The 24,948-nt window shown below is 40.0% G+C and carries 19 protein-coding genes and 1 tRNA gene; 17 read left to right on the forward strand and 3 right to left on the reverse strand.

The features are described from left to right. The first annotated feature begins 52 nt into the window (after positions 1-52). From ACTHN6_RS14675 to ACTHN6_RS14685, 3 genes are read left to right on the forward strand one after another with little or no spacing between them, the layout of a single operon-like run. A complete protein-coding gene (locus tag ACTHN6_RS14675; RefSeq protein ID WP_440436522.1) occupies positions 53-652 on the forward strand; it encodes a hypothetical protein in 600 nt (199 codons plus the stop codon). A gap of 34 nt (positions 653-686) precedes the next feature. Next, positions 687-3,146 (forward strand): bifunctional UDP-N-acetylmuramoyl-tripeptide:D-alanyl-D-alanine ligase/alanine racemase, encoded by a 2,460-nt coding sequence (locus ACTHN6_RS14680; RefSeq protein ID WP_440436523.1) that lies wholly within the window; start codon positions 687-689, stop codon positions 3,144-3,146. 49 nt (positions 3,147-3,195) lie between these two features. Continuing rightward, positions 3,196-4,146 (forward strand): glycoside hydrolase family 5 protein, encoded by a 951-nt coding sequence (locus ACTHN6_RS14685; protein WP_440436524.1) that lies wholly within the window; start codon positions 3,196-3,198, stop codon positions 4,144-4,146. 25 nt (positions 4,147-4,171) lie between these two features. Here the strand turns inward: ACTHN6_RS14685 and ACTHN6_RS14690 are convergent, their stop codons facing one another. After that, complete coding sequence (locus ACTHN6_RS14690) at positions 4,172-4,321, reverse strand: hypothetical protein (RefSeq protein WP_440436525.1); 150 nt, start codon at positions 4,319-4,321, stop codon at positions 4,172-4,174. 209 nt (positions 4,322-4,530) lie between these two features. On the opposite strand from ACTHN6_RS14690, the gene ACTHN6_RS14695 reads away from it, so the two are divergent. Then, positions 4,531-4,932, forward strand: a complete 402-nt coding sequence (locus ACTHN6_RS14695) for a response regulator (protein ID WP_440436526.1) — start codon at positions 4,531-4,533, stop codon at positions 4,930-4,932. Positions 4,933-4,974: 42 nt separating this feature from the next. After that, the gene (locus tag ACTHN6_RS14700) at positions 4,975-5,334 is read left to right on the forward strand and encodes a VOC family protein (protein ID WP_440436527.1); all 360 of its coding nucleotides are present in this window, start codon (positions 4,975-4,977) and stop codon (positions 5,332-5,334) included. Between the two features lie 18 nt (positions 5,335-5,352). Here ACTHN6_RS14700 and ACTHN6_RS14705 read toward each other — a convergent pair whose 3' ends face one another. Both ACTHN6_RS14705 and ACTHN6_RS14710 read right to left on the reverse strand, forming a co-directional pair. Beyond that, a complete protein-coding gene (locus tag ACTHN6_RS14705) occupies positions 5,353-6,942 on the reverse strand; it encodes an ABC-F family ATP-binding cassette domain-containing protein (protein ID WP_440436528.1) in 1,590 nt (529 codons plus the stop codon). Positions 6,943-7,116: 174 nt separating this feature from the next. After that, a complete protein-coding gene (locus tag ACTHN6_RS14710; RefSeq protein WP_440436529.1) occupies positions 7,117-7,497 on the reverse strand; it encodes a DoxX family protein in 381 nt (126 codons plus the stop codon). 86 nt (positions 7,498-7,583) lie between these two features. Between ACTHN6_RS14710 and ACTHN6_RS14715 the strand changes: the two genes are divergently transcribed. From ACTHN6_RS14715 to ACTHN6_RS14770, 12 genes are all read left to right on the forward strand, one after another. Beyond that, the gene (locus ACTHN6_RS14715) at positions 7,584-8,240 is read left to right on the forward strand and encodes an NAD-dependent epimerase/dehydratase family protein (RefSeq protein WP_440436530.1); all 657 of its coding nucleotides are present in this window, start codon (positions 7,584-7,586) and stop codon (positions 8,238-8,240) included. A 144-nt stretch (positions 8,241-8,384) separates the two neighbouring features. Beyond that, positions 8,385-10,589 carry a M28 family metallopeptidase gene (locus tag ACTHN6_RS14720; RefSeq protein WP_440436531.1) on the forward strand — a complete coding sequence of 735 codons (2,205 nt, stop codon included), beginning with the start codon at positions 8,385-8,387 and terminating at the stop codon, positions 10,587-10,589. A 197-nt stretch (positions 10,590-10,786) separates the two neighbouring features. Continuing rightward, positions 10,787-11,365 (forward strand): RNA polymerase sigma-70 factor, encoded by a 579-nt coding sequence (locus tag ACTHN6_RS14725; RefSeq protein WP_440436532.1) that lies wholly within the window; start codon positions 10,787-10,789, stop codon positions 11,363-11,365. 91 nt (positions 11,366-11,456) lie between these two features. Next, positions 11,457-12,488 (forward strand): FecR family protein, encoded by a 1,032-nt coding sequence (locus ACTHN6_RS14730; protein WP_440436533.1) that lies wholly within the window; start codon positions 11,457-11,459, stop codon positions 12,486-12,488. Between the two features lie 172 nt (positions 12,489-12,660). Continuing rightward, a complete protein-coding gene (locus tag ACTHN6_RS14735) occupies positions 12,661-16,062 on the forward strand; it encodes a SusC/RagA family TonB-linked outer membrane protein (RefSeq protein WP_440436534.1) in 3,402 nt (1,133 codons plus the stop codon). Positions 16,063-16,080: 18 nt separating this feature from the next. Next, positions 16,081-17,643: a SusD/RagB family nutrient-binding outer membrane lipoprotein gene (locus ACTHN6_RS14740; protein ID WP_440436535.1), complete on the forward strand. Its 1,563-nt coding sequence runs from the start codon at positions 16,081-16,083 to the stop codon at positions 17,641-17,643. Positions 17,644-17,770: 127 nt separating this feature from the next. After that, positions 17,771-18,901, forward strand: a complete 1,131-nt coding sequence (locus ACTHN6_RS14745) for an acyltransferase family protein (protein WP_440436536.1) — start codon at positions 17,771-17,773, stop codon at positions 18,899-18,901. Between the two features lie 17 nt (positions 18,902-18,918). Further along, positions 18,919-22,251: a VCBS repeat-containing protein gene (locus tag ACTHN6_RS14750; protein WP_440436537.1), complete on the forward strand. Its 3,333-nt coding sequence runs from the start codon at positions 18,919-18,921 to the stop codon at positions 22,249-22,251. Between the two features lie 115 nt (positions 22,252-22,366). Beyond that, positions 22,367-22,438: transfer RNA gene (locus ACTHN6_RS14755), tRNA-Arg, on the forward strand. A gap of 127 nt (positions 22,439-22,565) precedes the next feature. Next, entirely contained in the window at positions 22,566-23,348 is a 783-nt protein-coding gene (locus ACTHN6_RS14760; RefSeq protein ID WP_440436538.1) for a hypothetical protein, read from the forward strand. A gap of 149 nt (positions 23,349-23,497) precedes the next feature. Beyond that, a complete protein-coding gene (locus ACTHN6_RS14765) occupies positions 23,498-23,758 on the forward strand; it encodes a phosphopantetheine-binding protein (protein ID WP_440436539.1) in 261 nt (86 codons plus the stop codon). Next, complete coding sequence (locus ACTHN6_RS14770) at positions 23,742-24,947, forward strand: beta-ketoacyl-[acyl-carrier-protein] synthase family protein (RefSeq protein WP_440436540.1); 1,206 nt, start codon at positions 23,742-23,744, stop codon at positions 24,945-24,947. The genes ACTHN6_RS14765 and ACTHN6_RS14770 overlap by 17 nt, the downstream gene beginning before the upstream one ends. Position 24,948: the final 1 nt, after the last annotated feature.

A 24,948-nucleotide genomic window follows, 5' to 3' on the forward strand; every position in this document is an offset into this window, starting at 1 on the left:
CACAGGAATTTTTATATGAAACCTGGAATAAGATAAAAAGAAGTAAAATTCAATGAAGAACTATTTTATATTCATACTTATAGCAGCAATTATGAACACAGGTTGCAGCGCACAGAAAAATATACTCGCAGAAAATGTAAATGCTTCTGCAAAAAAGCAGGCAATTGAAGATGATGTATTGCAAAAACTGCAGTCAGAAAACGATCTTGTAATTGCCTATGCTTATGAAAATTTTGCATGGGTGAAATCAATGAACTATTTCATAGTAGCCCAACATAACAATGAGTGGAAAGCCTACCGCTATTATAAAAACCTGATGCCGAACAATGCAGGTACGCCAACAAGCCTGACGCCTGTTCAGGCTGATAAAACAGCATGTGATAGCTTATTAAATTATATGGAGGAAAATAAAGCATGGACGATTCACGGTGATGATAAAGAGAAAGGTTATTGTGCAGATGGTAATAAAGACTGCAATATTTATGATGCAGCCGGCAACCGTTTATGGATCATTACAAAGGATGCCGCCCTCAATCCAGGTTATTATGCTGCAGAATTCTATGAAGAATGCTGCCCTGAAAAACAACGTGGTTTATTTGTTTCAATAGGGAAGAAAATTCAGGCTATTGTTGGTGATAATTCAACAGAGTAAGAAAAGTTACAGGATAAACCGTTAGAGAAATTTCATGTACACTATAAATAAAATTGCTTCAATATTAAATGCTGATTCGAAAATTGCAGCAGGAGATTGTGTAATTGAACAATTATTAACCGACAGCCGCCGTCTTATTTTTCCATCAACCACTTTATTTTTTGCGCTTGTAACGCAAAGAAGGGATGCACATAATTATATAGGAGAGATGCATGAGCGTGGTGTGCGCAGCTTTGTTGTACAGTATAGTTTTGATACAACTCCATTTGCAGAAGCCAATTTTATTTTTACAGATGATACATTAGCTGCTTTGCAAACGCTGGCGGCTTATCATCGCAAACAATTTCAATATCCTGTAATTGCCATTACAGGCAGCAATGGAAAAACAATTGTAAAGGAATGGCTGTACCAGTTGCTTTCTCCTGATTATAATATTGTAAGAAGTCCACGCAGCTATAATTCCCAGCTTGGTGTTGCATTGAGTGTCTGGCAGATGAATGCTGATAATAATCTTGCCATTTTTGAGGCAGGTATTTCAATGCCCGGTGAAATGGAAAGGCTTGAAAATATTATTCAGCCTACAACCGGCATTCTTACCAATATTGGCAGTGCCCACAATGAAAATTTTGTTTCGGCAGCACAAAAAACAGAAGAGAAGTGTAAACTTTTTAAACATTGTGAAACGGTTATTGCTGATGGCGATAATAGTTCTGTTGTCGAAATTATCCGGAAAAATTCAAAGGCAAATATTATTACCTGGGGTGATAATGAAAACAATACCATTCAGATATTTTCCCGTCTGGAAAGTGAAGGCAAAGTTGTTATTGAATTGAAATATAACAAAGCCATTCACCAGTTTCATATTCCTTTTGCCGATGAGGCCTCTGTTCAAAATATTGAAACGTGCATAGCTGTTTTATTGCATTTAAATATTCCTGCCCGTACAATTAATGAGCGGTTGCAGGCATTGCAACCAGTTGATATGCGGCTGCAATTAATCCCTGCCATCAATAACTGCGCTTTGATTAATGATAGCTATAGTTTTGATACGGCTTCTTTTGCTGTTGCGCTCGATTTTATGCAGCAGCAAAACCAGTTTACACATAAAACGGTAATTCTTTCCGACGCGCCTGGTGCAAACAACGGCGCTTACGCTGACATCATTTTTATGTTGAAGGCCAGGAATGTTAGCAGTGCTATTGTAATAGGAACACAATGGAAAAATTATTTTCCCTTTTTAAAAGAAGCTATCAATGATGTTTATTATTACGCCTCAACCAATGAATTCCTGAATCAATTTTCAACAAGTTTTTTTCGCAGCCAGGTAATCCTGCTGAAAGGTGCAAGAAGATTTGGATTTGAAAATATTGCAGCAATGCTTCAGCAGAAAGTGCATAGAACAGTGATGGAAATAAACCTGACGGCTGTTATTCATAACGTAAATGAATACAGGAAAATGCTGAAGCCGGGCGTAAAGATAATGGCCATGGTAAAAGCTTCGGGTTATGGCAGCGGCAGTGCTGAAATAGCCAACGTGCTTCAGTACCACAAAGTGGATTACCTCGCTGTTGCGTATGCTGATGAAGGTGTGGAGCTGCGCCGGGCAAACATTCGCTTGCCGATAATGATTATGAATGTTGATGAAGAAGCGTTTGAACAGGTAATACAATACAATCTTGAACCGGAAATTTATTCAATAGGTATTCTTAAAAAGTTCGATGCTTTTCTTAACAGGCAGGGTCTTCAATATTATCCCGTGCATATAAAAATAGATACAGGTATGCACCGGCTTGGTTTTGGTAAAGATGAATTGGATGATTTAATTGAAATATTAAAAACAGGCAATCGTCTTGTTGTAAAATCAGTGTTCAGCCATTTAGTGGCAAGTGAAGATGCTGCTGAAGATGCTTTCAGTTTTAAACAGGCCGATCGGTTAGAAAAGACATTCAGTAAACTGCAGGCTGCACTTGATTATTCTTTCATAAAACATATTTCCAATTCTGCGGCAAGTATCCGCCTGCCCCAACTGCAGTTTGATATGATACGCCTCGGCATTGGCTTATATGGTATCGACAGCAGTAATAGCCATGTACTTTCTTTACAACCGGCAGTAACGCTTAAAACAACTGTTGCCCAATTGAGAAAGCTGGAAGCAGGCGATACAGTAGGTTATAACCGTCGCGGCAAAATAAATATTGATTCAATTATTGCAACATTAAGAATTGGTTATGCAGATGGCTTTCGCCGTGCATTAAGTAACAGCGTAGGCAAAGTATTTATAAGAGGAAAATATGCACCTGTTGTTGGGTCTGTTGCAATGGATATGACGATGGTTGATGTTACAAATATTGATGATATAGAAGAAGGTGATGAAGTTGAAATCTTTGGAAACAACATCGGTATAAATGAAGTAGCGAAAAGTTGTAACACCATTCCTTATGAAATATTAACCGGCATAAGCAGCAGGGTAAAAAGGATTTACATTGAAGAGTAAGTATAAATTTGCTTACGTAGATTATTAATGATCCATAAACTATTGCTGTATGAAATATTCCATAATAACATGTTTGTTTTTTCTTGTTGCTTTTTCTCTAAAAGCCCAACCGGTGAAGCAGCATGGCGCTTTGCATGTAAACGGCGTGCAGTTGATTGACAGTCATAACCAGCCTGTTGTTCTGCGTGGAATGAGTTTTGGCTGGAGTTGTTTTCATCCGCGGTTTTATACTGCGGGGAGTGTGCATACACTGGCCGAAGAATGGCATTGCAATGTTGTAAGGGCAGCACTGGGCGTTGAGCCAAAAAAAGGTTATAAAGAAGATTCGGCAACGCAGCTACAACTTATCCGGAATGTGGTAGAAGCTTGTATAGAAGAAGGTATTTATGTTATTATCGACTGGCACAGCCACAACATTAATTTAAAAGAAGCCAAAGCTTTTTTTATAACAATGGCAAAAGATTACGGCAGCAAGCCCAATATTATTTATGAATTGTATAATGAACCCGATTATGAAACCTGGGATGAAGTGAAAGCCTATTCAGCAGAATTAATTTCAACCATAAGAAAAATTGATCCGGATAATATCATATTAGTTGGCAACCCGCATTGGGACCAAGATATTAATCTTGTTGCAGATGATCCTTTGAAAGATGTCTCCAATATTATCTACACCGTTCATTTTTATGCGGCCACGCATAAGCAATGGTTGCGCGACCGTTGTGCCGCTGCATTGGCCAAAGGTGTTCCCATTTTTATTTCAGAATCCGCGGGCATGGAAGCCACAGGCAACGGCCCGTTAAACGATGAAGAATGGCAACGCTGGATTGAATGGTGCGAACAGCATAAAATAAGCTGGCTTGTATGGTCCGTTTCTGATAAAGATGAAACCTGCTCGGTGCTTCAAAAATCTGCATCATCTGATGGTGGATGGAAAGATGAAGATTTAAAAGAATCAGGCCTTAAATCGCGGGATTATATTCGGAAGTATAATCCTTAAAGAATGCCTGCTTATTTGCATTAACTCATTCCTGGTCCACATCTGTATTTATCTTAGGTTTATTTACGGTTTTGCCTTTTTTTGAAGATGCATTACCGGGCTTGGTTTTGCCTTCTTTTTTGTTGCGTACATTTTTACCTTCTTCAACAGTTTTCTTATTTTCCCTGGTGCTCATGGTTATTGTATTTTTTACACAAATCATTGATCAATATCTATGCCGGTGAATTTTCATAACATATATGTAAATCAACCATATTGAAAGCATATCAGCGCGCTTTATTGGTATGCAAATTGTCGCATTAATACTGTCTTGCAATAGTGTTGCACTATAAAAAAAGATGCAGCCTTTTATAATAAAACTTATGTGGATTTAGAGCTACAAAAATGATTAAACCATTAAATATATTGTTGATTGATGACAGCGTAAAAACCCAGGATATGTTTGGCTTTGCACTTAATGATCTGCAAATTAACTATTCCTGCCGTTTTGCCCAGAATGTTGACCAGGCCATAAATTCGCTGCGGCTTAAGCCGGCGGATTTCATATTTGTAGATGTAAATATGCCTGCATTAAACAGTTTCCACACCATTAAACGGATTATTAGAGCGCGGTTCATTAATGATGCTACGGTTATTATTTATACCGATCATAATGAAAGCGAACTTTGTAAAAGGGCAATGAAGCTTGGCGTGATGCTGGCGCTTAAGAAAAAGAATGAAATTTTTGAATTAATAGCCGATCTGAAAAATATTTTGTTTGGAAATGATAAAATTGCAGCCAGATAATTATCTGGCAATTATATAACCTTGAAGTATTAAATACCTGGCATGTTCAAAAAATTGCGCACCGTAATTTATCACGTTACTGATATTCAAAAGGCAAAACAATGGTACATGGATGTTACCGGCGTTCAGCCCTATTTTGACGAATCTTTTTATGTGGGTTTCGATATTAACGGTTGTGAACTTGGCCTCGATCCCGATATGACAAATATTGATGAAGGCAATATGGCCATCGCTTATTGGTCTGTGGACGATATTGAAGCGGCTGTAAAACAATTAAGCCAACAGGGCGCAACCATTGTTATGAATATTGCCGGCGTTGGCGAAGGCATTAAAACGGCTGTTGTGCATGATCCGTTCGGTAATGCGGTTGGCCTGATTGAAGAAGAGGAAAGACAAGATTAAATCCCGGAAAATAGTCTCCTAAATCAATTCAATGTTTCTTGTTATACCAACTTCTTCAAGAAAAATTGCATCGTGTGATACAATAATCAGGGTTCCCTTATACTGATTAATGGCTGCTGTTAAAATTTCGATGTTTTGAATATCGAGGTTATTGGTAGGCTCATCTAAAATTATCATATCAGGCGACTCGTTAGCGATAGTCAAACAGCAAAGCATTAAACGCATTCTTTCGCCGCCACTTAAACCGGCACAGGATTTATCCCACGATGTTTTTGTAAACAAAAAACGGTTCAACCTAACCTTTATTTCATGTTCCTGCAATGCTCCTGTATTAAACTGTTCGGCCTGCTCATATACGCTGAGGTCATTATTAATTAAAGAATAATCCTGGTCTATATATACCGCATTATTAATAGCGCTGTAAACTGATCCTTTAACGGCCTTTATCCTGCCCAGTATTATTTTGATCAATGTTGTTTTGCCTGAACCGTTTTTGCCTTTCAATGCAATGCGCTCACCGCTTATAATTTCAAAATTCAGATCGTGCTTCCATAATAAAGCACCATTATAACCGAAATTAATGCCTGCTGCCCTGAATAAAATTTTACCCTTATGTAATAAGGCATCATCAAAGCCGAACCGCATTGTATCTATATCCGGTAAGGATTTCCGCAATTCATGCAATTCCGCTTCAATGGCGGCGGTTTTTGCCGCATGCACGCCTTTAAGTTTCGATGTGCTTTTTTCTGCATTGTTTCTAAAACTGTTCATCACAATCGTGGGCAGGCCTGCTTTCTCCTGTTTCTTTTTGCCGCGGGCATTTAGTTTTTGCTGCCGTTCTATGGTTTTGTATTCTTTTTCTCTTGCTTTGCGCAACGATTTTTCTTTATCCTGTACATCTTCATTCAGTGCCTGTAATTCCAGCTTTTTTTGTTCAGCGTAAAAATTATAATTGCCGCCGTAAACATTAATGCCGTTAGTCATAAGTTCACAAACCGTATCAAGTTTGTTAAGCAGTTTCCGGTCGTGGCTTATTATTAATAATGTGGAAGCTGAAGATTCAATAAAATCATATAACAGGGTTCTGCCTGCTGTGTCTAAATGATTGCTGGGCTCATCCAGTAAAATAAATTCCGGGCTGTTTACATAAATGCCTGCCAGCAGCACACGCGTTTTTTGCCCGCCGCTTAAAGTGTTCATCGCCTGTTGAAGCGTAAGATCGTTTATCCGCCAGTATTGTAATGCTTCATGGCAGCGTTCTTCAATTGTCCAGTCATCATTCAATACTGAATAATTAACATCCGATGTGTCACCGTTTAATAATTGCTGCAGTGCATGTAATTTATCGGTAGCCTGCAATGCCTGTGCAACGGTGAGATGATCATACTGGCCAAAAACCTGCGGCACATAATAAGGTTTTACATCTGTTTGAATAAACCCTTGAGACGGAAGCAATGAACCTGCAATGATTTTTAAAAGGGTTGATTTGCCAACGCCGTTGTTGCCGAGCAGCGCAACTTTATTGCCTGTTGCAATATTCAGGTTAATGTTATCAAACAATAAATGTTTATCGGGATGTATGTACGAGAGGTTGTTTAGAATAAGCATTTTCTTTCTTTAAAAATTAATGGAATTGATATGCATCCAGCACATCGTTACATGTTATTTCTTAAAGAAGCTTATTCTACATTTATATTGTTTTTTGAAAGAGTTGCAAATATACAAAAGGTTTCCGCAGATAACATATCACCGCAGGAAACCATCAAAAAGCCCTCTGCACAATCAGTCGGATATTTTCTTATGCCAGAATATATACGATACAATGCCAGGTATTATCCATGCAAGCATGGTAAGGATCATTGGATCAAATTTTCCAGCACTTGCCACACCTGAATAAACGGCGCCGGTAAGATCGAAAAATAAACCTGCATACGCCCACTCTTTCAACGTTTTGTTTAAGCCGGGTATTAAAATAGCAATAGAGCCCAGCAATTTGGCAACACTTATAAATTGTATGAAGTAAATGGGATAACCCAGCCAGTCGTGAAAAATTTGTATAGTTTGCTGGGTGGGTTCAATGCCGCCAACAGCAGAAAAGATCATAAGTCCTGAAAAAAGAATCGTAGATACCCAATAAATGAGATTGGTGCTTTTCGTTGTCATGTTATTTGGTTATTGATTTAGATATTTGGTGATGCGCTGATTAAAGCTTCGGTTGTTTATGCGAACTTAGTAAAAATTGTATTATTATGCCAGGTATAAAAGTAATTATAACAGGCGCAACCGGAATGGTTGGCGAAGGTGTTTTGTTTGAATGTTTGCAAAACACAGCAGTTGCTGAAGTGCTCATTATTAACCGCAGGCATTATGAAATGCAGCACCCCAAACTAAAAGAATTATTAGTGCCCGATTTTTTTAAACTGGATGCATATGCAGATAAAATACAAGGTTATGACGCCTGTTTCTTTTGTGCGGGCGTTACATCGGTAGGTAAGAAAGAACCTGAATATACCCGGCTTACTTATGACACCACACTGGCTTTCGCAAAAACGATGTTACAGTATAATAATAACATGGTGTTTACATACGTTTCCGGCAGCCATACCGACAGTACGGAACAAGGCCGTTTAATGTGGGCGCGTGTAAAAGGAAAAACAGAAAACGACCTGGCAAAACTTGGTTTTAAAGCAGAATATAATTTCCGCCCCGGTGTAATGCTGCCATTTGAAGGCCAGCGCAACTGGAAAAGTGCATATAAATTTCTTGCAAAAATTATAAGGTTGTTTGCCCCAAACAGCATTTTAACCATGCACCAGGTGGGCAAAGCCATGATTAATTGTGTTACGGTTGGCTATGATAAAAATGTTTTAGAGATAAGTGATATACGGCAACTGGCGCAGGCCTGAACTGTCAATAAAAAATCCTATTGAATGGATTCTGCAGGCGCGTGTCCTCACCCGCATGAAAAAAATTTGAAATGCGCTTCTGTCAGCTGTTATTAAAATTTCAGTTTAATTTGTAACAGTCTAAAAAATCAAAACATAATTTCTATGAAAAGATGCATGCTGCTTTTAATGTTATTTATTGCAACAGCAATTTCGGCACAAACCATAACCGGATTCCCGGCCAATAATACTGCCGCTCAAATTCAAACTGAGCAAAAATTCGATGCAGCTTTAAATGCACAACATATTGGATCAACTATAAAGCAGCTTTCATCGGTTCCGCATAACCTTGGATCAAAAGGCAGCAAAGCTGTTGCCGATAGCATTCTCAACCGTTTTAAATCGTATGGTTTTGATGCGCATCTGGAAAAATATACCGTGTTGTTTCCAACGCCTAAAACACGTTTGCTTGAAATGACTGCACCCACCACATATAAAGCTTTGCTTAAAGAACCTGCATTAAAAGAAGATGCAACATCGGGCCTGGCAGATCAGTTGCCGCCATACAATGCCTGGAGCGCCGACGGCGATGTTACAGCGCCGCTGGTGTTTGTAAATTATGGCCTGCCTTCAGATTATGAAAAGCTTGCAGAGATTGGCATTGATGTAAAAGGTAAAATTGTAATTGCAAAATATGGACGAAGCTGGCGCGGCATTAAACCAAAAGTAGCGCAGGAACATGGCGCTGTTGGCTGTATTATTTACAGCGATCCCGGTGATGATGGATATGCAAGCGGCGATGTTTATCCCAAAGGCGCTTTCAAAAATGAATATGGTGTGCAGCGTGGCAGTGTAATGGATATGCCTGTTTATCCCGGCGATCCTTTAACGCCAGGCATTGGCGCCGATAGCGCGGCAATACGCATTAAAAAAGAAGACGCTATAAATCTTTTAAAGATACCTGTACTACCCATCAGTTATCATGATGCAAAGCCTTTGCTTGAGTCATTGGAAGGCCAGGTTGTGCCTGCCGGCTGGCAGGGCGGTCTGCCTTTTACTTATCATATTGGCGATGATAAAACGAAAGTGCATTTAAAGCTTGAATTCAATTGGGATATGGTGCCCTGTTATGATGTTGTTGCCACCATAAAAGGCTCCACGTTCCCCGATGAATGGGTGCTGCGTGGAAACCATCATGATGCCTGGGTGTATGGGGCCGGAGATCCTATAAGCGGGCAAGCAGCTATGCTGGAAGAGGCGAAAGCAATTGGTGAACTTTTAAAAACGGGATGGAAGCCTAAACGTACCATCGTTTACTGCGCATGGGATGGCGAAGAGCCCGCATTGCTTGGCTCCACAGAGTTTGCCGAAGCACATGCAAAAGAATTGCAGCAAAAAGCTGTTATTTATATCAACAGCGATGGTAACGGGCGTGGCTTTCTCGGTGCAGGCGGCTCACATGCTTTGCTGCCGTTGATGGATGAGATTTCAAAAACGGTTATCGATCCGCAAACAAAGGTTTCTGTATTTGAAAGATGGAAGGCAAACCGTGCCTCCAATGCTTCTTCCATCCAGGCAAAAGAAAAAGCATTGAATACAACGAAGCTTGAATTAAGCGCCCTTGGCAGCGGCTCAGATTATTCACCATTTCTTCAGCATCTTGGTTTACCTGTGCTTGATTTGGGCTTTGGTGGTGAAGATCCTGGCGGTGAATATCATTCCACATACGATTCGTATGATGATTATCGCCGTTTTAAAGACCCCACCTTTGAATATGGCGTGGCACTGGCGCAGGTGGCAGGCCGTGCTGTATTAAGAATGGCTGATGCAGCAGTGCTGCCTTTTGATTTCACAAACCTTTATTCTACAGCGAATGGTTATGCATCTGAATTAATGAACTCAACTAATGATATGCGTGACGCAACGGTTATTGAAAATGAATTGCTGAATAAAAATATATATAAGCTTGCTGCTGATCCAACCAAAACCTACATTCAGCCAAAGCCAAAAGATGAAGTGCCTTATCTTGATTTCAGCCCCTTGCAGAATGCATTGGCAGCCTTTAAAAAAAGTACGGATAGTCTGAGTAGTTTACTTAAGAAAAATGAAGTATCAACGGCTGATAAAAATCTTAATCTTACCCTGGCACACGCAGAACAGCAATTATTATTTGCAGATGGCCTGCCACGCAGAAACTGGTATAAACACAGTTTATATGCGCCTGGTTTTTACACAGGCTACGGCGTAAAAACATTGCCTGGCATCCGGGAAGCCATTGAACAACGCAACTGGAAAGAAGCGCAGCAGGAAATAAATTTAACAGCACAGGCAATTGACAGGTTGGCGGCATATCTAACTAAAGTATTTTAATTATTAGCCCCGGATACACAAGTTGTTTGTATATCCGGGGCATACTTTTTTTATCAAAAACCATTGTTGTTTTTGTGCGGCTATCCCTTTGTGATTTAATAATGCGGCGCCTGAAATGCATGTAAGGATGAGGACATAAAGTGATTGTAAATGTTTTAATACAACATAAATAGGCTATGCTTTTGTAATTTAGTTTTGTGAAACTGCATACCAAAACAAATACAACACAATTACAGCAGGAGCTTGCCACCGGCAGCGAAACTGCGTTAAGAAAGTTGTATGATTTGTTTAGCGAACGCCTGCTTCATTTCACATTTACAATAGTGCATAACCGCGAACTTGCCGAAGAAATTGTGGCAGATGTATTCATTCAAACCTGGAAAAAACGTACACAAATTGCAGCCATAGAAAATCTGCCCTGGTACTTATATATAACCGCAAAAAATATCAGCCTTAATTACCTGCGTAAAGAACGAAAACAAAAATTTGTTGAACTTGAAATAACTAACCTGCCGTTATATACCATAGAGCCGCAGGCCGTGCAGCATTTAATTTCAAAAGATTTTTTACAGAGCATCACCAATGCCATTAATGAATTGCCACCCAAATGCAGGCTTATTTTCAAGCTGGTAAAAGATGATGGCCTTTCTTATAAAGAAACGGCAGAATTGCTAAACCTCAGCATCAAAACCATCGAAGCCCAAATGGGCATCGCCTTAAAAAAAATTCATACCACTATACATTTTTTAATACCTGTTTATGCAAAAAAGCAGTAACGCTGAAAATTTTTTCTGAAAAAAATAAAATTATTTTAGGGGTAACAGCGCCAATCTTGTGTTTATATTATGATTCTAACACAGGATAATAATGAACATAGAAAGGATTTGGGTTTTGCTGGCAAAACGTAAAAGCGGGGAAGCTACTAATGATGAGCTTGCCGAATTAAACGATTTGTTGCACAGCGGAGATGGAAACACCAAAAATGAAATTGCAGAAAAAATATGGAATGCATCCTTGCAGCCTTTGCCTGAAATGAAACCCGGCGAAGACCTTTGGAACAGGATTGAAACAACAATGGAGGAGCCCGTTACAAAATCATTTGTTTCTATAAAGATGATACGTTGGGTAGCGGCTGCCGCGGTTATAACAGCAATCATTGCAGGTGCATTTCTGCTTGGCCGGCAAAAAGACGGGAACAACACTTTCGCACAAAATGTGGTTACGCAACCATCATCAAAAAGACATGTGGTGCTGCCCGATGGAACGAATGTATGGCTAAACGGCAGCAGCATTTTAAGTTATAACAGCGAATCATTCGGTGAAAATAACCGCGAAGTAAAACTGGTTGGCGAAGCTTTTTTTGATGTAACAAAAGATGCGCAACATCCCTTCATTATTCATGCATCTTCTATTAATATTACGGTGAAGGGAACGGCTTTTAACGTAAAGGCTTTCCCCGGCCAGAAGAATGTAGAAACATCGCTTATACGAGGCCTTGTGGAAATAACAACATTGCAGGATCCGGAAAGAAAAATATTGCTTCGGCCTAATGAAAAAATAGCTGTCTCAGCAGAAAAAGAACCGGTTAAACAAACGGAAGATAAACCGGAACAGCCGCTTTTCGTTATTTCAAAACTGCATGTGGACGAAAAGAATATATTGCCTGAAACAGTTTGGATGAACAGTTCTCTTTCATTTGACAATGAATCGCTGGAACAACTGGCGCCAAAACTGGAGAGCTGGTTCTCCGTTACGTTTCATATAGACGAGAATATGAAGCATGCTCATTTTACAGGAACAATAACCAAAGAAACTTTGCAACAAACACTGGAAGCTATGAAACTGTCTTCGTCATTTGTGTATGAAATAAAAAACAATGAAGTGTGGTTGCATAAATAAAGCGGTAATGTTTTCCTAATCAAAAAACGATATGCAATGAAATAAAAAACAAAAAGGAGATGCGCTAACACCTCCTTCCATTTAAAGCTTAATTACGGGTATCGTTAGTATTCTCAGCACTCACGTACCCATTTTTTCACTTTCAATTTTTAAAAGTATGAAAAATGCGCTTATGGGCAATTTCTCAGTTGCCCGAAAGGCAATCCCAAAGTTTTTACTGTACATGAGGTTAATCGCTTTCTTTATGCTAATCGCCTGCCTGCATGTTCATGCAAAAGGCATCGCACAAACTAAAATAAGTGTGTCGCTAAAGAATGTGCCTATTAAACATGCATTGTTATCTATCCAGAAAAACAGTGTATACCGTTTTATTTATAATGATGATATATTGCCCGGCAATGTTACCGTTACACTTACTGTAAAAGATGCTGATGTGCAGGAAGTGCTGGATGCTGTTTTTAGCCAAACCAATCTCACTTACCGCATCCTGGATAATAATCTTATTGTAATTGCACAAAAAAAGCAAAAGCAGGCTGTGCCGGTAAACGGAAATGTAAAAGTGAAGAATAAAGATGGTTCTGAAAATGCTGTCTCCAATGTTTCTGTTGTGGAAAAGGGCACCAGCAATAGTACGCGTACCAATGAAAATGGCGATTTCACTATTTCGGTAAGCAACCCAAACGCAACACTCGTTATTTCTTATGTAGGTTATGTAACGCAGGAATATCCCCTGAATGGACAGGTAACCATTAGCATTGTTTTGAATGCCGACGAAAAAGAATTGGGTGAAGTGGTGGTAACGGCTTTGGGTATAACAAGGCAAAAGCGATCTTTAACCTATGCCACACAAAGCCTGAAAGGTGAAGATTTAAGCAACTCCCGCGAAGTAAATGTTACCAGCGCCATGAATGGTAAAGTGGCCGGTTTAACGATCAATAAAACGAATTCAGGGCCCGGCGGTTCCAACAGGATTATTTTTCGCGGCAACCGCTCCATCGGCCGCACGAATCAGCCACTGGTGGTGGTGGATGGTGTGCGTATAGATAATTCTGCCAAGGCAGGCGCGGACGTTGCTTTGTTTGGGGCAAGAGATGATGGCGACGGTATCTCGAACATTAACCCCGACGATATTGAATCAATGACTGTGCTGACCGGCGCCTCTGCAGCCGCGTTATATGGTTCAGATGCTTCCAACGGTGCCATTATTATAACTACCAAAAAGGGAAGAATTGGCAAAGGAATTGGAATACAGGTATCAAGCTCTGCAGCTATGGAAAATCCCCTGGTCTTACCTGATTTTCAGAATAAATACGGCCAGGGTGATGCCGGTATTTTTGTACCGGCCAGCGCCAATAGCTGGGGCCCTGAAATGAGCAGGCAGAATGTAACCGACTGGACGGGTAAAACCCAGCAGCTTACAGCGCAATCAAATAATGTGGATGATTTCTTTCGCACCGGAACAGAGTTCATTAATTCAGTAGCTGTTTCTGCCGGAACCGAAAAAGCGCAGACTTATTTTTCTTATACCAACACTTTAAGCAATGGCATTTTACCGAATAACAGTTATAAACGAAACAATGTGCTGCTGCGGCAAACTACGCAGTTGGCAAAAGGCCTGTCGCTTGATGTTAAAGCCAATTATATAGCGGAAGATGTGGAGAACCGCCCACTTACCGGCGCCGGCAACCGCATCACTTCTACGCTGTATGCTATGCCGCGAAGCCTTCGTTTGAGTGATATTAAAAACTTTGAAACCTTACATGAAGATGGTGCGCTTACCCAGAATTACTGGGCAACGCCATCGCCGTCTTTTCAAAACCCATACTGGAGCGCTCATCGCAACTTATACACCCGCAAACGCGACCGTTTTATCGGCCTGGCTGCATTGCGATATCAATTAACACCTGAATTGAGTATACAGGTAAGAACAAGCCTGGATTATTATACAGACATCGGCGAGGAAAAAGATTATAACGATACATACTGGCTCACTGATTATCCCGGGCAGGGCAATTATATACTTAATAAAGAATCAAACAGACAGTTTAATAATGATATATTGTTATCTTATAACAAAAACTTTGCTGATAAATTCAATCTTACCGTAAATGCCGGCGCCAGTATTGAACAATATCATTTTGAAAGAACAACGCTGAATAACCAGGGCTTGAATGCACCCAATATTTTTGCCACTTCCAATGCAGTTTCATTATCCAACAGTGTAAACAATTATATTCCTTATGCACCGTTAGCCCGCACCGAAAAACAATCAGTATATGCATCGGCGCAATTAGGTTATAATGATTATTTATTTCTTGACCTTACCGGCCGCAACGACTGGAATTCCACGCTGCCTGTAAAAAATGCTTCTTACTTCTTTCCATCTGCAGGCATCAGTGCATTGCTGAATGAAATGCTTCATTTACCGGCTGCCATTTCCATATTAAAACTGAGAACTTCCTATGCATTTGTAGGCAACGGCACAGGCTTTAATGAATTAAAACCTGTTTACTCATTGGTGCCGGGCGGTAACAATGGTTTTTTATTGATTGACGGCACACTGCGCAATGCAAACCTGAAGCCGGAAGAAACCCATTCTTTTGAAGTGGGATTGGATGCCGGATTTATTGACAACAGGATCGGTTTCCAGGCAACCTATTATAATACCAATACCATTAACCAGATATTGACCATACCTGTGCCTGCCGCATCGGGTTATGCAACGCGTATTATTAACGCAGGTAAAATTCAGAACAAGGGTATTGAATTGCTGGTGAATGCCCAGCCGGTGCGGTCAAAAAATTTTAACTGGAAGATGCAATTCGTTTTTGGCTCTAATGTTAATAAAGTACTCCGGCTTGATTCATTGCAGCCAAAAGTTTCATTGAGTTCGCCCCAGGCATTAGGTTCTATTATTGTGGAAGAAGGAAGAAAATACGGCGAACTATATACTTCCAGCCTTCAGCGTGATGATAACGGCAATATTGTGGTGGATGCAACAGGCAAGCCATTATTAATAACCGATCAAACTAAATATGCAGGCAATTTTAATCCAGACTGGACGGCGGGTTTTTCCAATACCCTTCAATATAAAAACTGGTCTTTATATTTTTTAATTGATGAAAGAAAAGGCGGCACGATCATTTCGGGCACGCAGGCTTTAATGGCGTCTGCAGGCACATCGGCGGTTACGGAAGCCAACAGGGAAACAGGTTTTGTTATTCCCAATTCTGTAACAGCAGATGGTGGCAAGAATACACAAGCTATTACGGCACAGGATTACTGGATGCAGGTGGCCAGCAATAATATCGGCGAGTTGTTTGCTTACAGCGCCACCAATATCCGTTTGCGGGAAGCGAGCATTACTTATGCATTTCCGTCGGAGAAACTGGCCGCTTCTTTTATTAAAGGCATACAGCTTTCCCTCGTTGGCCGTAACCTGTTTTTCTTTAAAAACAATGCAAAAGGCATTGACCCGGAAACGGCGCTGGGAACGGGTAATAACCAGGGTATTGAATATGCTTCGCTGCCCAGCACACGCAGCTATGGCCTGTACCTCAAATTCAATTTTTAATCTTAATCAAATTGAAGTATGAACACAATTCTTTCATTTCATCATATATCCAAAAGCTGCACAGCCATAATCATTTTTGGGTTGATAATCTTAACGGCCTGTACCAAGAAGTTTGATGAGATCAATACAGATCCAACTACCTTCAGCAGCCTTACGCCGGCTACTATTCCCAATGCTTTTGCCAAAGCTGAATACCAGGGCATTTATGGTGATCCCGGCATTTACCAGCTTGCACGCAACCTGTTTGTAGATTTATGGAGCCAGTATTATGCTACGATAGATCCCGGCGTTTCGCCAGACAGGTATGTACAGCGTAAAGACTGGGAATTTTACCAGTGGCTTTCCATGTACAGCAGCGCTTATCCTACTTTAAAGCAAGTGATTGATGCAACAGAAAATAAAGATATACCTGCCAATGCTGTAGCCAAAGTATGGAAGGTGTATATCTTTCATTCCAATACAGATTTTTATGGCCCCGTTCCTTACTTCCAGGCAGGCAGCGGGCAGTTCAGTATTCCGTATGATGCGCAAAAAGATATTTATTATGATATGTTTAAAGTGCTTGATACGGCGGTAACTGCGCTTAAAACGGCAGATGCCTCAGCGAAACCGTTTGGAGATAATGATTTAATTTATCATGGTGATATAACCAAATGGCTTAAGCTGGCAAATACATTGCGTTTGCGTTTGGCATTGCGCATTTCTTTTGTTGAACCGGATAAGGCAAAAGAAGAAGCCGAAAAGGCAGTTGCAGATGGCGTTATGACTTCGAATGATGACAATGCAATGATGGATGTGGCCACCGCATCGCCTAATGGATTAAATTTAATGTCGCCCTGGGGCGGTTTTCGCATGAGCGCTTCCATGGAAAGTTACCTTAAAGGTTTTAGCGATCCGCGCATGCCTGTTTACTTCAGCCCTGCGCCCGATGATAATGAATATCATGGCATCCGTAACGGGTTATCGGTGGCGCAACTGGCCGGTGCAAATCCCGGTGGCGCCGGTAATAATATTTCCAATATCGGCCCCGGCTGGAACCCTGATCTTGCTGCTTCCAATAAACTTACAGTAATGTATTCGGCAGAAGCCTATTTTTTAAGAGCCGAAGGCGCTTTGAACGGATGGAATATGGGCGGCACTGCAAAAGAGTTGTATGAAAAAGGTATAACGAATTCCATGCAGCAATGGAGTATAAGTAATGCGGCCATACAAACTTACCTTCAAAGTACATCATTGCCTGCTAAGCCAGGTGATTATATGAATTCACCCGCTGTGTCAGACATACCGGTAAAATTTTCTGATGACCCTGAAAAGCAGCGCCAGCAAATAGCTACACAGAAATGGCTGGCCTTGTTTCCCGATGGTATTGAAGCCTGGGCCGAAGTTCGCCGCACCGGTTACCCGCAGCTTTACCCGGTTGTAAATTCAGACAACCCTGATGTGCCGGCCAGTGAAATAATTAAACGCTTTACGTTTATCGACCTGGAATATGAATCGAATAAACAGGCTGTGCAAAATGCATTGCCTTTGCTTAACGGGCCTGATAAAAACAATACACCTGTTTGGTGGGACGTGAAATAGTTTTTACAGTTAGATGGATGCAACAAAGCTATCCCGCCGGTTGGAAAGCCGGCGGATGGCTTTTAAAATAAAACAAAGCAGCAGAACAAAATATTATGATGACGGATGAAATAATTGTTGACTAATAATGACAGCAAACAAAACGCAGCGTTTTATTACACTGGACGTATTCAGAGGAATGACGGTGTGCTTAATGATTATTGTAAACACACAAGGCAGCGGCGCCATACCTTTTACACAAATGATGCATGCGGAATGGAACGGCTGCACACTCACTGATCTTGTATTTCCATCATTCCTTTTTGCGGTGGGTAATGCAATGGTATTTGCCAATAAAAAATTTCAGACCATGCCTGCAAAATCAGTATGGTATAAAATAATAAAGCGCACCATATTGATATTTATTGTTGGATACCTGCTTACCTGGTATCCGTTTGTTGGCTGGAATGGTGAAGGGAAGATGTGGTGGAAGCCTTTTGCTGAAACCCGTGTTATGGCTGTATTGCAGCGCATAGCCCTGTGTTATTTTTTTGCGGCAGTTATTGTAAGATATGCATCATTAAAAAAGATTATTGTTATTGCTGCCCTATTGCTTTTATTGTATTGGGCAGTATTATATTTTTTAGGTGATACGGGCGCTCAATATACTATTGAAGGAAATATTGTACGCAAATTTGATATGCTGATAATAGGGGGGCAGCACATGTATAAAGAAAAGGGTATTGTGTTTGATCCTGAAGGTTTGCTAAGCACAGTGCCTGCCATTGTGAATGTGTTGATTGGCTATATTACGGGTGCATTTATTGTTCGCGAAGGCGCAACATATAAATGCATTGCCAAACTTTTAGCAGCAGGTTCATTACTCGTGTTTGCAGGTTTATGCTGGAATCCAGTTTTGCCGTTCAATAAAAAATTATGGACAAGCTCTTATGTATGTTACACAAGCGGTATAGATATAATTGTCCTCGGGCTGTTGTTTTATTTACTTGAATGCAAACGCTGGAAAACCGGCGTTTATTTTTTTACGGTATTTGGCAAAAACCCGTTGTTTATTTATGTGTTGTCAAACCTGCTTGGCGTTTTTTTTCTTTTCTATATTTCAAAAGATGTTATTTTAATTGACTGGTTAAATGAAAAAGTATTCCAGGTAATTGCACCCGGCGCTTTGGGATGTTTATTGTTTTCAATATGTTTCACTTTTATATGCTGGCTTGCCGGCTGGTGGTTGGACAAAAAGAAAATTTATATACGGCTTTGACTATTAAAAAAGCATGCATGGTTTGTAAAACTACATGGTTATATAAACGCATTATACCGGCAAGTTTTCTCTTTTTGTTTGCCGTTGCCGGTTGCAAAAATCACCATGCGAAGCTTTTTACAAAACTTTCTGAAAACAGCACGGGTATTGATTTCAGGAACATTCTCAAAGAGAATGAAGCGGCCAATGTTTTAAACTATACTTACTTCTATAACGGCGGCGGCGTTGCTGTTGGCGATCTTAACAACGATGGCTTGCCAGATATATTCTTTACCGGCAATATGGTGGCAAACAGGTTGTATATAAACCAAGGCGGCTTTTCATTCGAAGACATGACGGCTAAAAGCGGTGTGGCTTCCATGCAGGGATGGTGTACGGGCGCTGCAATGGTTGACATAAATAATGATGGCTGGCTTGATATCTATATTTGCCGTTCAGGCGATGTTAATCCTACAAAAAGAAAGAACCTTTTATTCATCAATAACAAAAACCTCACGTTTACTGAAAGTGCACAGCAATATGGTTTGGCCGATGAAGGTTATTCAACACAGGCTTCTTTTTTTGATTATGATAAAGATGGAGACCTGGATGTTTTTATAGCCAATCATTCTTTAAAAGAATATGCTTTCGGTGGCTATGAGCAGGCGCCGCTCCGCTCCCAATATAATGAAGCTTTTGCATGCAAATTATACCGCAACGATAACGGGCATTTTAAAGATGTAAGTAAAGAGGCTGGTATTATATCAAATGTGTTGACGTTTGGTTTAAATGTAATGGTGGCTGATTATAACAACGATGGATGGGATGATGTGTATGTAGATAATGATTTTAATGAAGCGGATTATCTCTTCATCAATCAACATGATGGAACGTTTAAAGAAGATGTACGTGATTGCCTGGATGCAACGTCATTATATTCTATGGGCTCTGATGCGGCAGATTACAATAACGACGGCTTTGTAGACCTGCTTACATTAGATATGCAGCCTGAAGATAACCATGCGCAGAAAATGCACACCGGTGCTGAGAACCGGAACAAATTTCAACAGCTTTTTCAACATGGGTTTTATTACCAGTACAGCCGCAATATGCTGCATAAGAATAACGGCGATGGCACTTTCAGCGAGGTTGGCCAGTTAGCAGGGTTGTCTAATACCGACTGGAGCTGGGCGGCATTGTTTTGTGATTTTGATAACGACGGTTATAAAGATGTTTTTATTTCCAACGGATACCAGAAAGATTATACAGACATGGACATGATAGTGTATCGCGCAGGCATTATGATGAAACAAAGAAACGGTGAGCCAACTGAACCGTTGCAGGAAATACTGGATAAAATGCCATCAAACATCATATCTAATTATATATTCCGGAACGAGGGAGATGATTCGTTTTCAAATAAAGTAAAGGATTGGGGTATGGAAGAAAAAAATGTTTCGGCAGGAGCAGCTTATGCTGATCTTGATGACGATGGAGACCTGGATCTTGTTATCAGCAATATTAACGCCCCGGCAGGCATTTACCGGAATAATGCAAATGAATTAGCGCCTGCCAATCATTACCTGAAAATAAAATTACAGGGCAATAGTTCAAACATAAATGGTATAGGCGCAGCGATAAAACTATATTGTGGCAACGATGTTTACTGCCAGCAGCAAATGCCGGTTCGCGGTTATCAGTCATCGGTTGACTATATATTGAATTTTGGCATTGGTAAACATGATGTGGTTGATACCGTAAGGATAACCTGGGCCGATGGCAAAACGCAGCAACTTATAAATATTAAGACAAATCAAATCATCACGTTACAATATAACAATGCTGTAAGCGACAGTATAAATACTGTTCGGCGTATGCAAACCTTTTTCGACAAAAGCCCATTACTTCCCTATGTTCATAAAGAGAATAATTTTGATGATTTTTCGGTGCAGCCTTTAATGCCGGCTTATTTATCCCGAAGCGGCCCTTGCATGGCAAAAGCAGATATAAACGGCGATGGGTTTGAAGATATCTTTATTGGCGGGGCCAAAGGTTATAAAGCCAGTATATTCCTGCAAACAAAAAATGCGCAGTTTATTGCTAAAGAAGAAAAGCGTATTGCAGCAGATTCTTTATATGAGGATGCAGCCGCTATGTTTTTTGATGCAGATGGCGACGGTGATAAAGACCTGTACGTTGCATCCGGCGGGTATGAATTTAATGAAGGCGATACATTGTTGCAGGACAGGCTATACCTGAATGACGGCAAAGGAAATTTTATAAGGTCTGTCAAAGCTTTGCCACAATTATATTCTTCCAAAGGTGCCGTTACCGCAGCCGATATAGATAACGATGGCGATATAGATATTTTTGTGGGTGGAAGAATTGTCCCCGGTAAGTATCCACTAACACCGGAAAGCGTTGTTCTGCTTAATAATGGTAAAGCCGTTTTTAAAAATGCCACCGAAGCTATTGCTCCTTCGCTGCAACATATAGGCATGGTAACCGATGCTGTCTTTATTGATATTGACAATGATAAGCAGCCCGATCTTATTATTGCCGGTGAGTGGATGCCTGTAAAAGTTTTTATCAATCAAGAAGGAAAATTTAGGGATGCTTCAGATCAATATATACATTTTCCTTCAGGCGGATGGTGGAACAAAATAACAGCGGCAGATTTTAATAAAGACGGATATACAGACCTCTTGATTGGCAATGCCGGCCTGAATACGCAATTTAAAGTAAATGCGCATGAACCTATGACGCTGGTGTATAAGGATTCTGATAATAACGGTACCATTGATCCTTTGCTTTGTTATTATATACAGGGAAAGTCTTACCCGGCAGTTTTAAGAGATGATTTAACGGACCAGTTGCCTTATTTAAAAAAACGATTTATTAATTACAGCAGTTATGCAGATGCGGCTATTGAAGATGTTTTTTCAAAAGATGAATTAAAAGATGTAAAGGTGCTGCAGGCGCAAACAATGCAAACTGTTTTGCTCCAGAATGATGCAGGGAAAAGCTTTGTCAGGAAGGAGTTACCGGTTCAATCGCAATATGCACCGGTGTATGCAATGAGCGCAATGGATATAAATAATGATGGCAATACGGATATTATATTGGCAGGTAATAATTCGTTCACAAGAATAAAATTTGGTGATTACCGCGCCAATCATGGTGTTGTTTTATTGGGGGATGGAAAAAGTAATTTTACCTATCTCCCCCAATACAAAAGCGGTTTTAATATAAGAGGTGATGTGAAGAGCATTGAGCCTGTCAATGCAAAAAACAATAATTATATTTTATTTGGAGTAAACAACGATAGTTTACAGGTATATAAAATTAAACTTAATGAGCATCTGCATTAACCAAGCTGTTTAATTATCATCCCCAAAACCGCAGCCAATATTTATTGTATTGCTGATTTACTGCTAAAAATTGGCAGGTTGCATTAGTTTCTTACATTCGCGCATTATTAATAATGGTCTCGTAGTACAATGGATAGTATAAGAGTTTCCGAAGCTCCAGATCCAGGTTCGATTCCTGGCGGGACCACAACGAATTGCCTGAAGCATATTGATAACCAGTACTATAGCTAAAACGTTTGCTTAACTAGCGTCCCTACTGGTGCCTTAATTTTTTGAAACATTAAGCCTAGTTTTTAATATTTTGATCCTTCGCCATGTGTGACTACAAAAAGTTTTTAGAAAAACAGCATTTAATCGCCGCCATTGCAGTACAACGGTCAACAAACAAAGACTTCTCGGCATTCGGGTTTTTCATATTTCATGCTATAAGAAAAGTTCAAAAAATTAGTCTGAGTGTTTCGAAATTGTATCCTATGATAAATACAATGCTGGTAATGGAGTTTTCAATTGGCATTTTGATGAGATCTATCATGATGGATGCTATGCTACTAATACATGCCAGAAAAATATTTGGAGAAAATTATCAAACTCAATCTTTTGAAGAACTTTCAAAAACGATGGATTCTTTTGCAGTTGATATTTTTATTGATGCTGCTCATTACCTGATAAAAGATATAAAGCGGGATGATGTTATAGCTGAGGTGGATAAAATTGGAAAATATCAAGATATTATTGAGCAATTCAAGGACTCTTTTGTAGTGAAAAATGACGTGCCGAAACCTGATGGAAAACACAGTTATCAAATTGCCCAAATTTTTGATCTGACTAAAGATACACCCGAGTTGAAGTATGTTAGAGGTGTATATAGCTTATATATCCAATACTCTAAATATGATCACCTTAGTCACTATACTGCAATATTTGAAAAAATTGCAACAGAAAAGCTTAAGCAAAAGATTCATGATTCTATTTTGGTAATGGCTTCTCATTTATCTCAATGCCTGCGTTTACTTCATGATTTTAATAACAACGAAATCGATTTTACTGACTTGATAGATGATATTACTAATTATAAACTCGATGAAAATGAAGGATAGGCCTCTCGCAATAATGAAACAACAATAATCACAGTTTAAACTCAATAATTGCAAAGTCGTACATTCAATTTCTCTAAAACGGCAAACACATTTATCTTGCCGCAGAATTTTTTAACCATATATAAACGAGGATGGAAAAAGAGCAGTTAATGGAAAATCTGAAAAAACAGATTGTTGCACAATTTAATTTAAAGAAAATCGGCCCTGAAGATATTGGAAATGATGAACCGCTTTTTGTGGAAGGCCTTGGCCTGGATTCCATAGACGCTTTGGAATTGATTGTATTGTTACAGCAGGAATATAAAGTAAAATTAGCCAACCCTGAAGACGGCCCGAAAGTATTTGCCTCCGTAAGCACGATGGCGGATTATATTCTTAAACACCAGCCTGGAAATGCAAACGGGCAGTAAAGTATATATTGCCGGCACCGGTATTATTTCGGCTATTGGCAACAATATCGCCGAATGCCTAACTGCACTCGAAACGGGCTATGCAGGCATTGGAGAGATGCAGCATATTTCTTCAATCCATAAAAAAACATTGCCGGTTGCAGAAGTAAAAGCCGGTAATGAAACGCTTGCTGAATGGGCACAACTTCCTGTAAACATAACACGCACTGCATTGCTCGGAACCATCGCGGCCAAAGAAGCTTTGCTTAATGCAGGTATTAAAAAATTTAATGGTTTACGAACCGGTTTAATATCTGCAAACTCTGTTGGCGGCATGGATAAAACCGAAGATTTTTATGCATTGTTTTCAAAAGATCATACAGCAGGCAGGTTGCGCAATGTGGTAAATCATGAATGCGGCAGCGTCACAAAAATTATGGCAGATGCTCTTGGTATTAAAGATTTTATTACCACTATTAGCACGGCTTGTTCTTCTTCCGCCAATGCCATTTTTTTTGGCGCCAGGCTTATAAAAAATAACAGGCTTGATATGGTGGTTGCAGGCGGCACAGATGCTTTAACAAGGTTTACGCTTAACGGCTTTAATAGTTTAATGATACTGGATAATGAAGCCTGCAAGCCTTTTGATGAAAACCGCAAAGGGCTTAATCTCGGTGAAGGTGCGGGTTATATTGTACTGCTTTCTGAAAAAGCTGCTGAAGAATTAAATGTGCAGCCTGTTTGCACATTGAGCGGTTATTGCAATGCCAACGATGCTTATCATCAAACGGCTTCTTCGCCATCAGGCACAGGTTCGTTCCTCGCAATGAAAGGCGCTTTGCAAAAAAGCGGTTTGCGGCCATCGGATATTGATTATATCAACCTGCATGGAACGGGCACAAAAAATAATGACGTGTCGGAAGGAACGGCGATCAAAGAAATTTTTGATCCGCATTACCCCAAAATGAGCTCTACCAAATCATTTACCGGGCACACGTTAGGCGCAAGCGGGGGCATTGAAGCTGTGTTTTCCATGCTGGCCATACAACATGGTTTTATCTATCCTAACCTGCGTTTTACAACACAGATGAAAGAACTTCCTTTTGCACCCGAAACCAAATTCGCAAAAGGCTTTAAAGTAAATCATGTTTTATCCAACTCATTTGGTTTTGGCGGCAATTGTTCATCACTTATTTTCTCAAAAATCTGAA

It is taken from the genome of Parafilimonas sp., assembly GCF_051953455.1.
Lineage (GTDB): Bacteria > Bacteroidota > Bacteroidia > Chitinophagales > Chitinophagaceae > Parafilimonas.

What these genes read in the sequence shown, in the direction of transcription:
- ACTHN6_RS14675 (WP_440436522.1), top strand. Translation starts at nt 53, where the DNA reads ATGAAGAACTATTTTATATTCATACTTATAGCAGCAATTATGAACACA.
- ACTHN6_RS14680 (WP_440436523.1), top strand. Translation starts at nt 687, where the DNA reads ATGTACACTATAAATAAAATTGCTTCAATATTAAATGCTGATTCGAAA.
- ACTHN6_RS14685 (WP_440436524.1), top strand. Translation starts at nt 3,196, where the DNA reads ATGAAATATTCCATAATAACATGTTTGTTTTTTCTTGTTGCTTTTTCT.
- ACTHN6_RS14690 (WP_440436525.1), bottom strand. Translation starts at nt 4,321, where the DNA reads ATGAGCACCAGGGAAAATAAGAAAACTGTTGAAGAAGGTAAAAATGTA.
- ACTHN6_RS14695 (WP_440436526.1), top strand. Translation starts at nt 4,531, where the DNA reads ATGATTAAACCATTAAATATATTGTTGATTGATGACAGCGTAAAAACC.
- ACTHN6_RS14700 (WP_440436527.1), top strand. Translation starts at nt 4,975, where the DNA reads ATGTTCAAAAAATTGCGCACCGTAATTTATCACGTTACTGATATTCAA.
- ACTHN6_RS14705 (WP_440436528.1), bottom strand. Translation starts at nt 6,942, where the DNA reads ATGCTTATTCTAAACAACCTCTCGTACATACATCCCGATAAACATTTA.
- ACTHN6_RS14710 (WP_440436529.1), bottom strand. Translation starts at nt 7,497, where the DNA reads ATGACAACGAAAAGCACCAATCTCATTTATTGGGTATCTACGATTCTT.
- ACTHN6_RS14715 (WP_440436530.1), top strand. Translation starts at nt 7,584, where the DNA reads ATGCCAGGTATAAAAGTAATTATAACAGGCGCAACCGGAATGGTTGGC.
- ACTHN6_RS14720 (WP_440436531.1), top strand. Translation starts at nt 8,385, where the DNA reads ATGAAAAGATGCATGCTGCTTTTAATGTTATTTATTGCAACAGCAATT.
- ACTHN6_RS14730 (WP_440436533.1), top strand. Translation starts at nt 11,457, where the DNA reads ATGAACATAGAAAGGATTTGGGTTTTGCTGGCAAAACGTAAAAGCGGG.
- ACTHN6_RS14735 (WP_440436534.1), top strand. Translation starts at nt 12,661, where the DNA reads ATGGGCAATTTCTCAGTTGCCCGAAAGGCAATCCCAAAGTTTTTACTG.
- ACTHN6_RS14740 (WP_440436535.1), top strand. Translation starts at nt 16,081, where the DNA reads ATGAACACAATTCTTTCATTTCATCATATATCCAAAAGCTGCACAGCC.
- ACTHN6_RS14745 (WP_440436536.1), top strand. Translation starts at nt 17,771, where the DNA reads ATGACAGCAAACAAAACGCAGCGTTTTATTACACTGGACGTATTCAGA.
- ACTHN6_RS14750 (WP_440436537.1), top strand. Translation starts at nt 18,919, where the DNA reads ATGGTTTGTAAAACTACATGGTTATATAAACGCATTATACCGGCAAGT.
- ACTHN6_RS14760 (WP_440436538.1), top strand. Translation starts at nt 22,566, where the DNA reads ATGTGTGACTACAAAAAGTTTTTAGAAAAACAGCATTTAATCGCCGCC.
- ACTHN6_RS14765 (WP_440436539.1), top strand. Translation starts at nt 23,498, where the DNA reads ATGGAAAATCTGAAAAAACAGATTGTTGCACAATTTAATTTAAAGAAA.
- ACTHN6_RS14770 (WP_440436540.1), top strand. Translation starts at nt 23,742, where the DNA reads ATGCAAACGGGCAGTAAAGTATATATTGCCGGCACCGGTATTATTTCG.